At 56.9% G+C, this 14745-nt stretch carries 15 protein-coding genes; 11 read left to right on the plus strand and 4 right to left on the minus strand.

All coding sequences use genetic code 11. The features are described 5' to 3' along the window. The 8 genes from AQS70_RS01815 to AQS70_RS01850 form a co-directional block, all read left to right on the plus strand. The coding region (locus tag AQS70_RS01815) for a RibD family protein (RefSeq protein WP_187331762.1) at nucleotides 1-237 on the plus strand (237 nt) is incomplete at its 5' end. Nucleotides 238-283: 46 nt separating this feature from the next. Then, nucleotides 284-946 carry a riboflavin synthase gene (locus tag AQS70_RS01820; protein ID WP_055101233.1) on the plus strand — a complete coding sequence of 221 codons (663 nt, stop codon included), beginning with the start codon at nucleotides 284-286 and terminating at the stop codon, nucleotides 944-946. Between the two features lie 16 nt (nucleotides 947-962). Then, nucleotides 963-2054 (plus strand): bifunctional 3,4-dihydroxy-2-butanone-4-phosphate synthase/GTP cyclohydrolase II, encoded by a 1092-nt coding sequence (gene ribBA, locus AQS70_RS01825; protein WP_055101234.1) that lies wholly within the window; start codon nucleotides 963-965, stop codon nucleotides 2052-2054. A 92-nt stretch (nucleotides 2055-2146) separates the two neighbouring features. Continuing rightward, nucleotides 2147-2623 (plus strand): 6,7-dimethyl-8-ribityllumazine synthase, encoded by a 477-nt coding sequence (gene ribH, locus AQS70_RS01830; protein WP_055101235.1) that lies wholly within the window; start codon nucleotides 2147-2149, stop codon nucleotides 2621-2623. Continuing rightward, nucleotides 2620-3120 (plus strand): transcription antitermination factor NusB, encoded by a 501-nt coding sequence (gene nusB, locus AQS70_RS01835; protein WP_055101236.1) that lies wholly within the window; start codon nucleotides 2620-2622, stop codon nucleotides 3118-3120. The genes ribH and nusB overlap by 4 nt, the downstream gene beginning before the upstream one ends. Before the next feature lie 15 nt (nucleotides 3121-3135). Beyond that, the gene (thiL, locus tag AQS70_RS01840) at nucleotides 3136-4095 is read left to right on the plus strand and encodes a thiamine-phosphate kinase (RefSeq protein ID WP_055101237.1); all 960 of its coding nucleotides are present in this window, start codon (nucleotides 3136-3138) and stop codon (nucleotides 4093-4095) included. Nucleotides 4096-4306: 211 nt separating this feature from the next. Further along, nucleotides 4307-4924 carry a GTP cyclohydrolase II gene (gene ribA, locus AQS70_RS01845; protein ID WP_055101246.1) on the plus strand — a complete coding sequence of 206 codons (618 nt, stop codon included), beginning with the start codon at nucleotides 4307-4309 and terminating at the stop codon, nucleotides 4922-4924. A gap of 22 nt (nucleotides 4925-4946) precedes the next feature. Beyond that, complete coding sequence (locus AQS70_RS01850) at nucleotides 4947-5750, plus strand: cobalamin-binding protein (RefSeq protein ID WP_055101238.1); 804 nt, start codon at nucleotides 4947-4949, stop codon at nucleotides 5748-5750. 141 nt (nucleotides 5751-5891) lie between these two features. Here AQS70_RS01850 and AQS70_RS01855 read toward each other — a convergent pair whose 3' ends face one another. The 4 genes from AQS70_RS01855 to AQS70_RS01870 form a co-directional block, all read right to left on the minus strand. Beyond that, nucleotides 5892-7775 (minus strand): TonB-dependent receptor domain-containing protein, encoded by a 1884-nt coding sequence (locus tag AQS70_RS01855; protein WP_055101239.1) that lies wholly within the window; start codon nucleotides 7773-7775, stop codon nucleotides 5892-5894. 54 nt (nucleotides 7776-7829) lie between these two features. Then, complete coding sequence (gene dxs / locus AQS70_RS01860; protein WP_055101240.1) at nucleotides 7830-9728, minus strand: 1-deoxy-D-xylulose-5-phosphate synthase; 1899 nt, start codon at nucleotides 9726-9728, stop codon at nucleotides 7830-7832. Nucleotides 9729-9859: 131 nt separating this feature from the next. After that, on the minus strand, nucleotides 9860-10747 hold the full coding sequence (gene ispA, locus AQS70_RS01865) for a (2E,6E)-farnesyl diphosphate synthase (protein ID WP_055101241.1): 888 nt from the start codon (nucleotides 10745-10747) through the stop codon (nucleotides 9860-9862). Beyond that, a complete protein-coding gene (locus AQS70_RS01870) occupies nucleotides 10744-10986 on the minus strand; it encodes an exodeoxyribonuclease VII small subunit (RefSeq protein WP_055101242.1) in 243 nt (80 codons plus the stop codon). Before AQS70_RS01870 ends, ispA begins: the two co-directional genes overlap by 4 nt. Nucleotides 10987-11425: 439 nt before the next feature. Between AQS70_RS01870 and tssA the strand changes: the two genes are divergently transcribed. The 3 genes from tssA to tssC form a co-directional block, all read left to right on the plus strand. Then, nucleotides 11426-12979 carry a type VI secretion system protein TssA gene (gene tssA, locus AQS70_RS01875; RefSeq protein WP_055101243.1) on the plus strand — a complete coding sequence of 518 codons (1554 nt, stop codon included), beginning with the start codon at nucleotides 11426-11428 and terminating at the stop codon, nucleotides 12977-12979. Between the two features lie 34 nt (nucleotides 12980-13013). Then, on the plus strand, nucleotides 13014-13520 hold the full coding sequence (gene tssB / locus AQS70_RS01880; protein WP_055101244.1) for a type VI secretion system contractile sheath small subunit: 507 nt from the start codon (nucleotides 13014-13016) through the stop codon (nucleotides 13518-13520). Between the two features lie 28 nt (nucleotides 13521-13548). Further along, a partial coding sequence (gene tssC / locus AQS70_RS01885) for a type VI secretion system contractile sheath large subunit (RefSeq protein WP_055101245.1) occupies nucleotides 13549-14745 on the plus strand: 1197 nt, incomplete at its 3' end.

Raw genomic sequence — 14745 nt, forward strand, 5'->3', positions numbered from 1 at the left:
AACGAGGTTTTGGTAGAGGCGGGCCCGCGTTTGGCGGGTGCTTTTGCCGAGCAAGGCTTGGTGGCTGAATACCAGATCTTTATCGCGGCCAAGTTTTTGGGGTCTACCGCCCGGCCATTGCTTGAGCTGCCGTTGACCCACATGAGCGAAGCGCCGTTGCTCAAAATCACTGAAATGCGTGCGGTAGGGGATGACTGGCGAGTCACCGCCATACCTGTCTCGCCCGCAAGCGTATAATTCTCAGCCTTCGTTTTCGCAGGTTTTGTTCTCAAGGGGAACACCCATGTTTACCGGCATCATCGAATCCATCGGCCACATCCGCGCACTGACCCCCAAAGGTGGCGATGTGCGGGTCTCTGTAGAGACCGGCAAGCTCGACCTGAGCGACGTCAAACTTGGCGATAGCATCGCGATCAATGGCGTATGCCTGACTGCGGTTGAGCTACCAGGCAACGGCTTTGTGGCAGATGTTAGCCGCGAGACGCTCGATTGCACCGCGTTCAACGACTTGAAAAGCGGCAGCCGGGTCAACCTAGAAAAAGCCCTGACCCCGACCACACGTCTGGGCGGCCACTTGGTCAGCGGGCATGTTGATGGTGTAGGCGAAGTGGTTGCCCGCGAAGAAAACGCTCGTGCCATTGAGTTTCGTATCCGCGCGCCAAAAGAACTGGCCAAGTACATCGCCCACAAAGGCTCGATCACCGTCGACGGCACCAGCTTGACGGTCAACTCTGTCAATGGCGCTGAGTTCTCTCTGACCATCATCCCGCACACCCTGAGCGAAACCATCATGGACGACTACCGTCCGGGCCGCCGGGTAAACCTCGAAGTCGACTTGCTGGCGCGCTACCTAGAGCGTCTGCTGCTGGGCGAAAAAGCCGCCGAGCCCATCGCAGGCGGCATCAGCGAAAGTTTTCTGGCCGAAAACGGCTACCTAAAATCCTGAATTAAGGGGGTGCCGCGTGGCGCTCAACAGCATCGAAGAACTGGTTGAAGACATCCGCCAAGGCAAGATGGTCATCCTGATGGATGACGAAGACCGAGAAAACGAAGGCGACTTGATCATGGCGGCCGAGTGCTGCGAGGCCCAGCACATCAATTTCATGGCGCGTTTCGCTCGTGGCTTGATCTGCATGCCGATGAGCCGTGAGCGCTGCGAAACGCTCAAGTTGCCGTTGATGGCGCCGCGCAATGGTTCCGGCTTTGGCACCAAATTCACCGTGTCGATCGAGGCCGCAACCGGCGTTACCACCGGTATCTCTGCGGCTGATCGTGCTCGCACCGTGCAAGCGGCGGCTGCAAAAGACGCCAAGGCCGAAGACATCGTCAGCCCCGGTCATATCTTCCCGCTGATGGCACAAGCGGGCGGCACGCTGGCCCGTGCTGGCCACACTGAGGCGGCATGCGACCTAGCACGCATGGCGGGTTTTGAGCCAAGTGGGGTGATTTGCGAAGTGATGAATGACGACGGCACCATGGCCCGCCGCCCCGAGCTTGAAGCATTTGCCGCCGAACACGGGATCAAAATCGGCACCATTGCTGACCTGATCCATTATCGGATGATCCACGAACGTACCGTTCAGCGGATTGCCGAGCAGCCATTGGACAGCGAACTGGGCCAATTCAATTTGGTGACCTATCGTGATTCTGTCGAAGGCGATGTGCACATGGCACTGACCTTGGGCAAGGTGTGCGCAGAAGAACCAACGCTGGTGCGGGTGCACAACATGGACCCGCTACGTGACTTGCTACTGGTCAAACAGCCCGGTCGCTGGAGCCTACGCGCCGCGATGACGGCGGTGGCAGAGGCGGGCAGTGGTGTGGTGCTGTTGTTGGGCCACCCATTAGATGGTGATGTATTACTGGCACACATTCGCGAAACCGCTGATGCCGCGCCGGTCAAAAAACAGACCACTTACAGTATCGTCGGTGCCGGTTCGCAGATCTTGCGTGACTTGGGCGTACGCAAAATGCGCCTCATGAGTTCACCAATGAAGTTCAATGCCATATCCGGTTTCGATCTGGAAGTTGTAGAATACGTGCCCTCCGAATAATGACCGGACATTTCTAGTCATCCATTCGTGGCCCTATATCCTCAAAGAGCGCACGTCAGTGCGTTCTGGCTCTTTAATACGAGACAAACCGAATGACCCTGAAGACCATCGAAGGTACCTTCATCGCCCCCAAAGGTCGCTACGCATTGGTAGTTGGCCGCTTCAACAGCTTCGTCGTCGAAAGCCTGGTGAGTGGCGCTGTTGATGCCTTGGTTCGCCACGGTGTGAACGAAAGCGACATCACCCTCATCCGTGCGCCGGGTGCGTTCGAGATCCCGCTGGTTGCGCAAAAAGTTGCTCAACGCAACGAATTCGCCGCCATCATCGCGCTGGGCGCTGTCATTCGTGGCGGCACTCCGCACTTTGAATACGTTGCGGGCGAGTGCACCAAAGGTTTGGCTCAGGTGTCCATGGAGTTCGGCGTACCGGTTGCATTCGGCGTGCTGACCGTTGATTCGATCGAGCAAGCCATCGAGCGTTCCGGCACCAAAGCGGGTAACAAAGGTGCTGAAGCTGCGTTGTCCGCCTTAGAAATGGTCAGCCTGCTGGCAGCGTTGGAGGCCAAGTGATTTCCGACGAAAGCGATCGTTTCAACCCGCGCGATCCTAAACCTGCGGATGCTGGCAAGCCCTCTAAAAGTGCAAAGCGTCGCGAAGCACGTCAACTCGCGACTCAAGCGCTGTATCAATTGCACATGGCCAAGCAGTCGCTGAACGAGATCGAAGCGCAGTTTCGCGTGGATAACGACTTCACTGACGTTGATGGTGCTTACTTCCGCGAAATTCTGCATGGCGTGCCTGCCAGTCGCAGCGAGATCGATGCGGCCCTCGCGCCGTGCTTGGATATCACCATTGAAGAGCTAGACCCAGTTGAGCTGGCGGTTCTGCGCCTGTCCACTTGGGAACTGATCAAGCGTGTTGACGTGCCTTACCGCGTTGTTATCAACGAAGGCATCGAACTGGCAAAAGTGTTCGGCTCCACTGACGGTCACAAGTTCGTCAACGGTGTTCTGGACAAACTGGCGCCACGCCTGCGTGAAGCTGAAGTTAAGGCTTTCAAGCGCTAATCTGCGCTGTTGGCTATGGGCGAGTTTGAACTTATCCGCAACTTCTTCGCTGCCGCGCCCTGTGCGCAAGGCGGCGTAGGCGTTGCTTTAGGGATCGGTGACGACTGTGCCTTGCTGGATGTTCCCTTCGGGGAACAGATGGCGATCTCTACCGACACCCTCGTCGCTGGGGTGCACTTCGCAGATCCCTGCGACCCATTCTTGCTCGGTCAGCGTGCGCTGGCCGTGGCGGCCAGTGATCTGGCGGCCATGGGCGCGACACCGCTCGCCTTTACCTTGGCTCTCACTCTGCCGACCGTCGAAGCCGGCTGGCTCGAAGCGTTTGCGCGTGGCTTGAACCTCATGGCTCAGGCTTGCGATTTGCGCTTAGTCGGGGGGGACACCACGCGCGGCCCGCTGAGCCTCACGTTAACTGTATTTGGGCGCGTGCCCAAAGGGCTAGCCTTGAGCCGCAGCGGTGCGCGCCCCGGTGACCTAGTGTGTGTTGGCGCAGAACTGGGCAACGCCGCGGGTGCTTTACCGCTGGTGTTGAACCAACGCAGCACCACTCCGGACATCGCCCAACCGCTGCTGGCGCATTACTGGTCGCCCACGCCGCAATTGGCGCTGGGCCAAGCACTGCGTGGCAAAGCCACTTCGGCACTGGACATTTCGGATGGTCTGCTCGCGGACTGCGGGCATATTGCGCGGGCGTCCAAGGTGGGCTTGCAGATCGACAACCACCGGCTGCCGATGTCGCTAGCCTTGCAAACGTTTCTGGGTAAAGCCGATGCGCAACGCGCGGCGTTGAGCGGAGGTGACGATTACGTGCTGGCGTTTACTTTGCCTGGCGCTGAGTTGCCCGCTTTGCTCGCCGCAGGCTGGACTATCTACGTTGTAGGGCGCGTGATTGAAGGGCTGGGTGTTTACCTGCTTGATGAGGCGGGCCAAGACATCACTCCCGACCAGCGCGGCTACCAGCATTTTCACGCCTAATACTGCCCCTGTTCGGTAGGCGCGAGCTTTTGATCTATGGCGCTCTGCTCCTAAAATAAAAGATCGTGACCCAGGGCGGCTGCCACGCGGTTTAAGCCATCTAACTTTTTGATCTTTATCTCCGATAATTCAGCCTAAGCGTGTGCAGGAACCTCCTGTTACAATGCCGCCTTTGCGAATTTACAGTCCACAAACTGATCAGGAGCACACGGTGCCCGTCGTTTTCGTTGCTGCTTGCAAGCTGCCTACCCCCTTTGCCGAATTCACCATGCATGGCTTTTTAGAGCAGGCCACGGGCCGTGAACACGTAGTGCTCAGTTTGGGCGACGTGGCGGATGGCGCTCCGGTATTGGGCCGGGTGCATTCTGAATGCCTGACCGGCGATGCCCTGTTCAGCCAGCGCTGTGACTGCGGTTCGCAACTCGAAGCTGCCTTGCAGGCCATCGCCCGTGAAGGCCGTGGCGTCTTGTTGTATTTGCGCCAAGAAGGCCGCGGCATTGGTTTATTGAACAAAGTCCGTGCTTATGAACTGCAAGACGGCGGTGCCGATACGGTCGAAGCCAACGAGCGTCTGGGGTTTGCCGCCGATCAGCGTGACTACGCAATCTGTCTGCCGATGCTGGAACACCTAGGTGTTAAATCACTGCGTCTGATGACCAACAACCCGCGCAAGGTCAAAGCCCTGACCGACATGAACATCACTGTGGCTGAGCGTGTGCCACTGCACACCGGGCACAACCCTCACAACAAGCTGTACTTGGCGACCAAGGCCAACAAACTCGGGCACATGATGGGCAATCAGCACCAAGGCGAGACGGACCCAGCGTGACGACCTGCTCAGAGCTCGATTGATGCGCATCTGGCTGGCACTCGGGTTGCTGGCCTTGGGCCTGCCGAGCATGGCCGCCAGCCGAGTGATCAGCCTGGCGCCGTCCTTGTCTGAAATGGTGGTTGAGTTAGGGGCGACTGACCTGCTGGTCGGCCGCCTTGATGCCGGTGAGTCTTCTCCCGAATTGGCTGACGTGCCTTCTGTCGGGCGCTATGGCCAATTGAACATGGAGCGCTTAGTCAGCCTAAAACCCGACCTGATCTTGCTCTGGCCCGGCAGTGTCGGCATCGCCCAGCGTGAGCAACTGCGCCGTCTCAACATCCCGACCTACATCGCAGAGCCTGCAAGCCTTGCGCAACTGGTTAACCAAGTCCAATCCTTGGGCGTGGCCTTGGGGCGACCGGAACGAGGGCAAGTGCTGGCCGAACAGTTGCGTACACGTTTAGCTGAACTGCAAACCCAATACCACCGCGACAATCCCCTGCGGGTGTTTTACCAAGTCTGGGATCAGCCGCTGTACACCGTGGGTGGCGGGCAGATTATCAGCGACGCGTTAGCCGTGTGCGGGGCGAGCAACGTGTTTGCCGACCTCAAGCTCCCCGCTCCGCAAGTCAGCCTTGAGTCGGTGTTGCAGCGTGACCCTCAAGTCATCATCGCCGCTACACAGACACAACTGGATGCTTGGAAAGCTTGGCCGCAACTGGATGCGGTCAAACATGGGCGCTTAGTGTTATTGAGCGACAAAGGTCTGGAGCGCCCGAGCGGGCAGATGCTGGACGCGACCGGCAGATTGTGTGAACAACTGAAAACCGCCGAAGGCTTGTAGGAGCGAGCTTGCTCGCGATCTTTTTATTTTCAAAAAGATCGCAGCCTGCGGCAGCTCCTACAGGGCGTTCGAGGCGCTTTAGACCAAACAGTTGACCTGTTTTTCGTAGGAGCTGCCGAAGGCTGCGATCTTTTGATCTTCCTAAAAAGCAGGCGTCCACGTTACTGCGACCTGCACACTGCGCCGCTCTTCGCGATAGCCGTAGTAGTTGCCGTCATAACTGTAGAGCGCGCGGGTAAATGTCTTGTCCAACACATTGTCGACCTTCAAGTCGAGCCGGACTTGCGAGCTGGGCACCCAGTTTGCGCGCAGGCCCAACACCCCATAGCCGCCCAGCGGTTGCTTGTTCGCTTCGTCATTAAAGCTGCGGCTCACCGCTTGCCATGTAGCGCCTACGCCCACACGATCGAATTGCTTGTCCAGATCCAAACTTAAGGTTCTGCGCGCCCGGCGGCTCAAGGTATGGCCGGTATCACGGTCTTGCGGGTCAATCATCGCAACACTCAAATTGCTCTGCCAGCCAGACCATTGCTGATGCAGCGCACTTTCGACGCCTAAGATTCGGGCTGCGCCGATGTTCTGCGGGATGAAGTCAGCGTCGGCCACAATGGCGTCACGAATATCGGTGCGATACAGCGAAGTTTCCAGTCGGCTGCTATCGCTCAACTGGCTGCGCCATTGCAGCTCATAGCTTTTGGAGTGTTCGGGCTTGAGGTTAGGGTTGCTATAGAGCGGGTAGTACAAATCATTGAAGGTTGGCGCTCGGAATCCTTCGCTGTAAGACAACAACACATCGTTATTCACATTGAGCGGTAAGGTCAGGCTGGCGCTCCAAGTCGAATGACCGCCGAATTGCTGGTTTTGGTCGTGGCGCAGGCCGATCTCGGTTGAAAAGCGCTCGCCATCAAAACGGTGTTGCACAAACGCTGCATGATTCCAGCGGCTGTCTTCGTCAAACACGGTACTGCTGCGCACGCGGTCTTGGTAAGCATCAGCCCCCAGCATCAGGCTATTTTGCTCATTCAACGTCAGGTTGTTTTGCCAGTTCAACGAATCGCGGTAGGTGTTAAAACTCGACACATCAGCACTGAGCTTGTCTTTAGTCTTTTCTCGATTCTCGCTGTGGCCCAGCTCCAAGCGTGAACTCCAGCGTTCGCTCAATTGCGCGTCGACAAAACTGCCCACGCTGCTGATGTCAAAATCGCTGTAAAGCTGTTGCCCGCTCACGGCAAACGTCGTCGGGTCCCAGCGCCCAAAGGGGTTGTCCAGTTCAGTCTTGCCGGTGCTTTTAATCGCCGTCATGCCGACTTCAAGGTCGGGGCTCAGCGTGTGGCTGACGTTCAAGCTCAAGGACTTATTGCGGTACGCATCATGATCGTTGTCGCTGGGGAAGGACTCATGGGTGCGATTTATGCCCGCCGTATCCTCCAAGCTGGCGCTGAAGTTGTAGCGCGTTTGCTCATCACCCCCAAACACGCCGAGACTGTTTACTGAGCTGCCATAGCTGCCCATCGCGCTGTGCAACCGAAGGCGTGGCGACTGATCGGCGCCGCGGCGGGTGAAAATCTGAATCACCCCGCCAATCGCGTCGCTGCCGTAGATCACCGAGCGAGAGCCGCGCAACACTTCTACGCGCTCAATCTGGTCGATATTCACATACTGCAGGTTGCTGTCTGCCGAGGTGGCATTGGCCATGCGCTGGCCGTCGACCAACACCAGGCTTTGCGCGGATTTTGTGCCGCGAATGTAAATCCCCGGCAGGGCGCCACGCCCACCGCTGCGTACCACTTGCACACCCGGCACCCGGCCCAACAAGTCGGTCAGGCTGGTGGGTTGCAGGCGGTCGATGTCATTACGGGTGAATACCGTATTGGCGCTGCTGCTGTCAGAGCGCGCTTCAACCTGACGATTGCCGGTAATTAATGTTTGCGGGAGTTTGAGTGCATCTTCGCGCTCCAGGGGCTCGGCCAGCAGAGGGCTGGCCGGGATCAAGCCGAGTAGCAAGGCAGTGCGCAGATGTTTCATCGCAATCTCAGTGTGTAGGCGCGAACTCGCCCCTACATCAGTAGTCCGCTTCGCTCAAAGCCCCAGCAATTGCATGCGCTGGCGAACCGACGCTTCAATGCCCGCTTCATCCAGCCCGCACTCAGCCAGCATTTGGCTCGGTTTGGCGTGCTCGACATACACGTCCGGCAAGCCCAAGTGCAGCACCGATTTCAGTATGTTTTCACGGGCCAGGAACTCGCTGACCGCCGCGCCTGCGCCGCCCATGATGGCGTTCTCTTCGAGGGTCACCAGTAGCTCATGGCTGTTGGCCATTTCGCGAACCAGTGCTTCGTCCATCGGCTTCACAAAGCGCATGTCGACCACAGTGGCGTCGATTTTTTCGGCAACGCGTAGGGCTTCTGCCAATTGCACGCCAAACACCAGCAACGCGACGTTGCTACCGTTGCGACGAATGATCCCTTTGCCGATTTCCAACGGCTCAAGGGTCTTTTCGATGGTCGCGTTCGGGCCGGTGCCGCGAGGGTAACGCACGGCCGCCGGGCCGTTGTACAGGTGGCCGGTGGTGAGCATCTTACGCAGTTCGTTTTCGTCACTCGGGGTCATGATTACCATACCCGGTATGCAACGCAGATATGACAGGTCGTAGCTGCCCGCGTGAGTAGGGCCGTCTTCGCCCACTAAGCCCGCGCGGTCGATGGCAAACAAAACGTCGAGATTTTGCACCGCCACGTCATGCACCAATTGGTCGTAGCCACGCTGCAAGAACGTCGAATAAATCGCCACCACGGGTTTGGCGCCTTCGCAGGCCATGCCAGCGGCAAAGGTTACAGCGTGCTGCTCGGCAATCGCCACATCGAAGTAGCGCGCTGGAAACTGCTCGCTGAACTTGATTAGGTCAGAGCCTTCTTTCATCGCAGGCGTGATGCCGACCAAACGCTCGTCAGTCGCGGCCATGTCACACAGCCAATCGCCAAAAACGGCAGAGTACTTCGGCCCGCTGGCGACTTTAGGAGCGACTTTAGGCGCGTCCAGCGGATCGAGCTTAGTGATGGCATGGTAGCCAATCGGGTCTGCCTCAGCCGGAGCGAAGCCTTTGCCTTTTTTGGTGACGACGTGCAGGAACTGCGGGCCCTTGAGGTCACGCATGTTGCGCAGTGTGGCGATCAAGGTCGGCAGGTCGTGGCCATCAATCGGGCCGATGTAGTTCCAGCCCAGCTCCTCGAACAAGGTGCCAGGCACCAGCATACCTTTGGCGTACTCTTCAGTGCGACGAGCAATTTCCCAAGCGCCTGGCAGACGTGACAGCACTTTTTTGCTGCCTTCACGCATGCTGGCGTAGGTGCGGCTGGAAAGAATTTTGGCGAGGTAATTGGACAAACCGCCGACATTGCGCGAGATCGACATGTCGTTGTCGTTAAGGATCACCAACATATTGGCATTGACTTCGGGCGCGTGATTCAACGCCTCAAAGGCCATGCCCGCCGTCAGCGCGCCGTCGCCAATAACCGCGATGGCCTTACGCTCGCTGTTTTGCTGACGGGCGGCAATCGCCATGCCCAGCGCAGCGCTGATCGAGGTGCTGGAATGGCCGACACCAAAGGTGTCGTATTCACTCTCGGAGCGGCGTGGGAATGCCGCAATCCCGTCTTTCTGGCGCAGTGTCGCCATTTGATCGCGACGGCCGGTGAGTATTTTGTGCGGATACGCCTGATGCCCCACGTCCCACACCAACCGGTCATCCGGGGTATCGAAAACGTAGTGCAGCGCGATGGTCAGCTCAATGACCCCAAGCCCGGCACCAAAGTGCCCGCCTGTCTGGCCAACGCTATAGAGCAATTCCAGGCGCAATTCATCGGCCAGGGTTTCCAGCTCGGCTTCGGCTAATCTGCGCAGGCCAACAGGCGTGCCCGCTCGGTCGAGCAGGGGCGTAGTCGGGCGCTGGCGGGGAATCTCTTGAAACGTCGTTGGCATCAGGCGAATCGTTATAGGTATATAAAAGAGGCGGCAGTTTACCTTATGGAACGTAAGCTGCCCACGCAGTCTGGCATTCGTTAGTCAGACCTTGGCATTAAACACTGTGCGAAATAACCACTTGTAACTATTTAGTGGCGCCGATCAACGATATAGCGCGCCAATTCTCGCAAGGGTTCGGCCGCTGCATCAAAAGGTCGCAGTGCCGTGAGCGCTTGGTCACGCAGCTCTAGGGCATAGCTTTTAGCCTGCTCTAGCCCCATCAGCGCCGGGTAGGTCGGTTTATCGCGGGCAATGTCTGCGCCTTGGCGTTTGCCCAGAGTCGCGGTGTCACTTTCAACATCAAGAATGTCGTCCTGAACCTGAAACGCCAAGCCAATGGCCCGTGCATACGTGTTCAATGCTTGCAGATCTTTATCAGTTGCACAGCCACTGGCCAGTGCGCCAAGTTGGACGCTGGCCTCAATCAGGGCGCCGGTCTTGTGACGATGCATGTATTCGAGCGCGGTTTGATCCAGTCTTAACCCTACCGAACCCAGATCAATCGCTTGCCCGCCGACCATTCCGGCAGGGCCAGCAGCGAGGGCCAAGCCACTGACCATACGCAAGCGTATTTCGGCATCTAAAGGGCTAAGCACCGGGTCGAGCAGAGCTGTAAAAGCCAAGCTTTGCAGACCGTCGCCGGCCAAAATTGCGCAGGCTTCATCAAACGCCTTATGGGTCGTGGGCTGCCCACGGCGCAGATCATCATCGTCCATGGCCGGTAAATCATCGTGAACCAGCGAATAAGCGTGGATCAGCTCCACCGCGCACGCAGCGCCATTCGCTTGTTCGGGGGCGGCGCTCAGCGCTTGGCAAGCGGCATAAGCCAACAGCGGCCGCACACGTTTACCACCATTCATTACGCTGTAACGCATGGCCTCGTACAGACGGGCCAACTCCGGTGACGGAGCGACAAACAAGCGCTCAAGTGCCGCGTTGACGCGAGCTTGGCTGCTGGTTTGGTAGGCATCAATCATTCTGGCTGTTCCGCATCAAAGGGCTCTGGCGCGAGCTCGCCATCACGCTCAAGCAAAATTTGGACTTTCTGTTCGGCTTGCGCCAGTGCGCCTTGGCAGTCACGGGTCAGGCGAATGCCTTGCTCGAAGGCGGTCAAAGAGTCTTCCAGTGACAGTTCGCCGTTTTCAAGGCGTTCGACCAATGTTTGCAAGTCTGCGAGGGACTGCTCGAAATCAAGGGAAGCTTTTTTGCGGGCCATGGCGGCATTCTCGGTAGGCGTTAAAACCGGCTGACACTAGCAGAGAGCAGGTATTGGGGCAAATCAGACGACCGTATTAACCACGCAACTCTGGCGTGGTTCTGGCTCGGAGCCCCTCTGCTCTTATCGAGAAGAACGAGTTCTCTGCGCTTGCACTTTAACTTCGTCATGGCCTGAAGCGAGCGTGTGATGCCGGTCTGATTGGATGCCGCCCTTTCCAGCGCTGATGTAAGTTTCTGTTACGGTCAACTGAAGTGATTTCGACAAGCTTTTACATGTGAGGAAAATTCTCTTTATCTTGAAGAAGTGTCTGACATTTTTCTCTTTTCCATTCACCTATCGTCTCGCCACTTGAATGGAATCGGTAGTTTTCAGTGGTCCTCCTACTTAACACCCCTAAGACGTTTACGATGCCCGCTGCGGTGGGCTGCACATCGTAATGACGTATTCCAGCCAATTATTTGCCCGTCTAGTCGCGCTCGCTAAAGCCCCTGTTTTTAAGGACAGCTTTGCCGGCAATGACGTGCGCTTCTCCAGCCAGTTCGAAGCCCTTGAGCGTGAAATCGGTAAATCGCAGTCGATGTCTGAAAATAATCAGATCGACTGGTATGTGGTGCATGAGCAAAGCGAAGCGATGTTACGCGACCAGTCCAAAGACCTGCGTGCAGGTGTCTGGCTGACATGGGCGCTTTATCAGCGCGAATCGTTTCCGGGGTTGCTGGCGGGGTTGGGGTTATTGCATCACCTGTGCACCGAGCATTGGGAGCAGATTCACCCCCTTAAGTTGCGCACCCGTGGCGCCGCAATTGGTTGGCTGGTAGGGCGTCTTGATAGGGCTTTGAACGAAAACGTACCGATTAAAGAGCAGCTACCGCTTTTTCAACACATGGTTGAGCTGTTGCTGGCGCTGGAGTGCGCACTGGCCAAACATTTAGGCGCTGATGTGCCTTTACTACTGCCAATTTGCCGTCGTCTGACGCGCATGGTGGAGCGCGCAGTTGCTAGCCAGCCCGAGACGGGGGTGATCGCTGCCGCAGTGGCGCAGGTCAAGCAAGTCGCGATTCAGTTGATAGACCCCACGCCGCTCATCGACAACGAAAAAGAGGCTCACAAAGCACTGCGCCAGCAGCAAGACAGCGCACGCGCTCTGTGCGGCTGGTGGTTAAAGCAAAAAGCCACAGATCTGCGAGCTCTTCGTCTAAACCGCACCCTCACGTGGCTGCCGATTGATTTCATGCCTGAGCGCAATGCCGAGCAGATCACGCCACTGCGCAGCGTCTGCGCTGACAAACTCAAAAATTATCAGGGCCGTTTCAATCAAGGGCAGTTTGCCGATTTGGTGGTGGAACTCGAAGTCAACCTCGCCAAATCAGCGTTCTGGTTTGATGGCCAGCGCATGGTGTGGGAGTGCCTGAATGCCTTGAAAGCCGAGTCGGCAATGTACGAGGTCGAACTTCATCTCGCCTTGCTCCTGCAACGGCTGCCGGGTCTGATCGAATTGCGTTTCAGTGATGGCGCTCCCTTCGCTGATCCTCAGACCCGTACTTGGATCGACGCCAATGTACTGCCCCACCTGACCCGAAGCGAGCCCGAAGCCGCCCAAGCCAGCACTGAGCGACCTGCTTGGGACCTTGCCCTCGATGAAGCGCAAGAGCTGCTTCGTGTTAGCGGTTTTAAAGCCTCCGTGCAGTTGATCAAGCGCGGGTTAAACAGCGCTTACGGTGAGCGGGTACGTTTTTTTTGGCAGTTGGCCCTCGCCCGGCTGTGCTTTCACGCCAAAAAGTACGAACTCGCCAAAACACAGCTCGAAATGCTCGATGAGGTCCTTCATCGCTCCGGTTTACAGACCTGGGAGCCGGATTTGGTGCTTGAAGTTTTACGTCTTTTACATCGCTGCTGCGAGCTACTGCCGCAGAACCACGAAGTGCGAGAGCGCAAGGATGAGATGTATCGCAGGTTGTGCCACCTCGATCTTGAAGTGGTACTCGAATAGGCCTTAGGGCCACACACACGCAAGGAAAAACGTCATGGCCAAAGAAAGCTCGGTAGCCCCCAAGGAACGTATCAACATTACGTTCAAACCAGCGACTGGCGGGGCTCAAGAAGAGATTGAACTGCCTTTGAAACTGTTGGTGGTGGGTGACTATACCCATCGTTTTGACGAGCGAAAGCTTGAAGACCGTAAGCCGATCGCCATCGACAAAATGACGTTCGATGAAGTGCTTTCCAAGCAAGGGCTGAAACTGGCCCTAAGTGTGCCTAATCGCCTGCAAGGTGAAGACAGCACCGATGAGCTGGCAATTGCGTTACGCGTCAACGCCATGAAGGACTTCAACCCGACGAGCCTGGTTGAACAAATCCCCGAACTAAAAAAACTGATGGAGTTGCGTGATGCCTTGGTTGCGCTCAAAGGTCCGCTGGGCAACGCGCCGAGCTTTCGCAAGGCGATTGAAGGCGTACTGGCCGACGACGTTTCACGCGCTCGAGTACTGAGCGAACTGGATCTGCTTGTCGCTCCGGCAGCGGACGTTTAAGCCCCCCATCAGTAAAGGAAGCGACACAATGAGCACCAGCGCCGCACAGCTGAAAGACGATAAAAGCACCTCTTACAGCGTTCTTGACGAGATCATTGCGCAAACCCGGCTGACACCTGAAGACGATGCTTATGGCATTGCCAAGCGGGGCGTCGCGGCTTTTATCGAAGAGCTGTTGAAACCACAGAACCAAGGTGAGCCGGTTAAAAAGGCCTTGGTTGATCGCATGATTGCCGAGATAGATGCAAAGCTCAGCAACCAGATGGACGAAATCCTCCATCACCCCGCCTTCCAGTCGCTGGAGTCCGCTTGGCGTGGCCTGCAATTGTTGGTTGATCGCACCAATTTCCGTGAAAACATCAAGATCGAAATTCTCAACGTCTCCAAAGAAGACCTGCTGGACGACTTTGAAGATTCGCCCGAGGTCATGCAATCTGGCCTCTACAAGCATGTTTACACCGCCGAATACGGCCAGTTCGGTGGTGAGCCGGTTGGCGCAATTATCGCCAACTACTTCATGACTCCAAGCTCCCCTGACGTGAAGCTGATGCAGTACGTGTCCAGCGTTTCGTGCATGTCCCATGCTCCGTTTATCGCGGCGGCCGGGCCGAAGTTTTTCGGCCTCGAAAGCTTCACGGGCATGCCTAACCTTAAAGACCTCAAAGACCACTTTTCTGGTCCGCAATTTGCCAAATGGCAGAGCTTTCGCGAGTCCGAAGATGCGCGCTATATGGCGTTGACCGTGCCGCGCTTTTTGCTGCGCAACCCGTACGACCCGGAAGAAAATCCGGTCAAATCTTTCGTTTACAAAGAAACCGTCGCCAACAGCCACGAGCATTACCTGTGGGGCAACACCGCCTACACCTTCGCGTCCAAGTTGACCGACAGCTTTGCCAAGTTCCGCTGGTGCCCGAACATTATTGGCCCACAAAGCGGCGGCGCGGTTGAAGACTTGCCACTGCACCACTTTGAAAGCATGGGCGAAATCGAAACCAAGATTCCTACCGAAGTGTTGGTGTCTGACCGTCGCGAATACGAATTGGCCGAAGAAGGTTTTATCTCTCTGACCATGCGTAAAGGCAGTGACAACGCCGCCTTCTTCTCGGCCAGTTCGGTACAAAAACCGAAGTTTTTTGGCATCAGCGCCGAAGGTAAAAACGCTGAGCTGAACTACAAGCTCGGTACACAACTGCCTTACATGATGATCATTAACCGCTTGGCTCAT

The organism is Pseudomonas endophytica (assembly GCF_001411475.1).
GTDB classification, from domain to species: Bacteria; Pseudomonadota; Gammaproteobacteria; order Pseudomonadales; family Pseudomonadaceae; genus Aquipseudomonas; species Aquipseudomonas endophytica.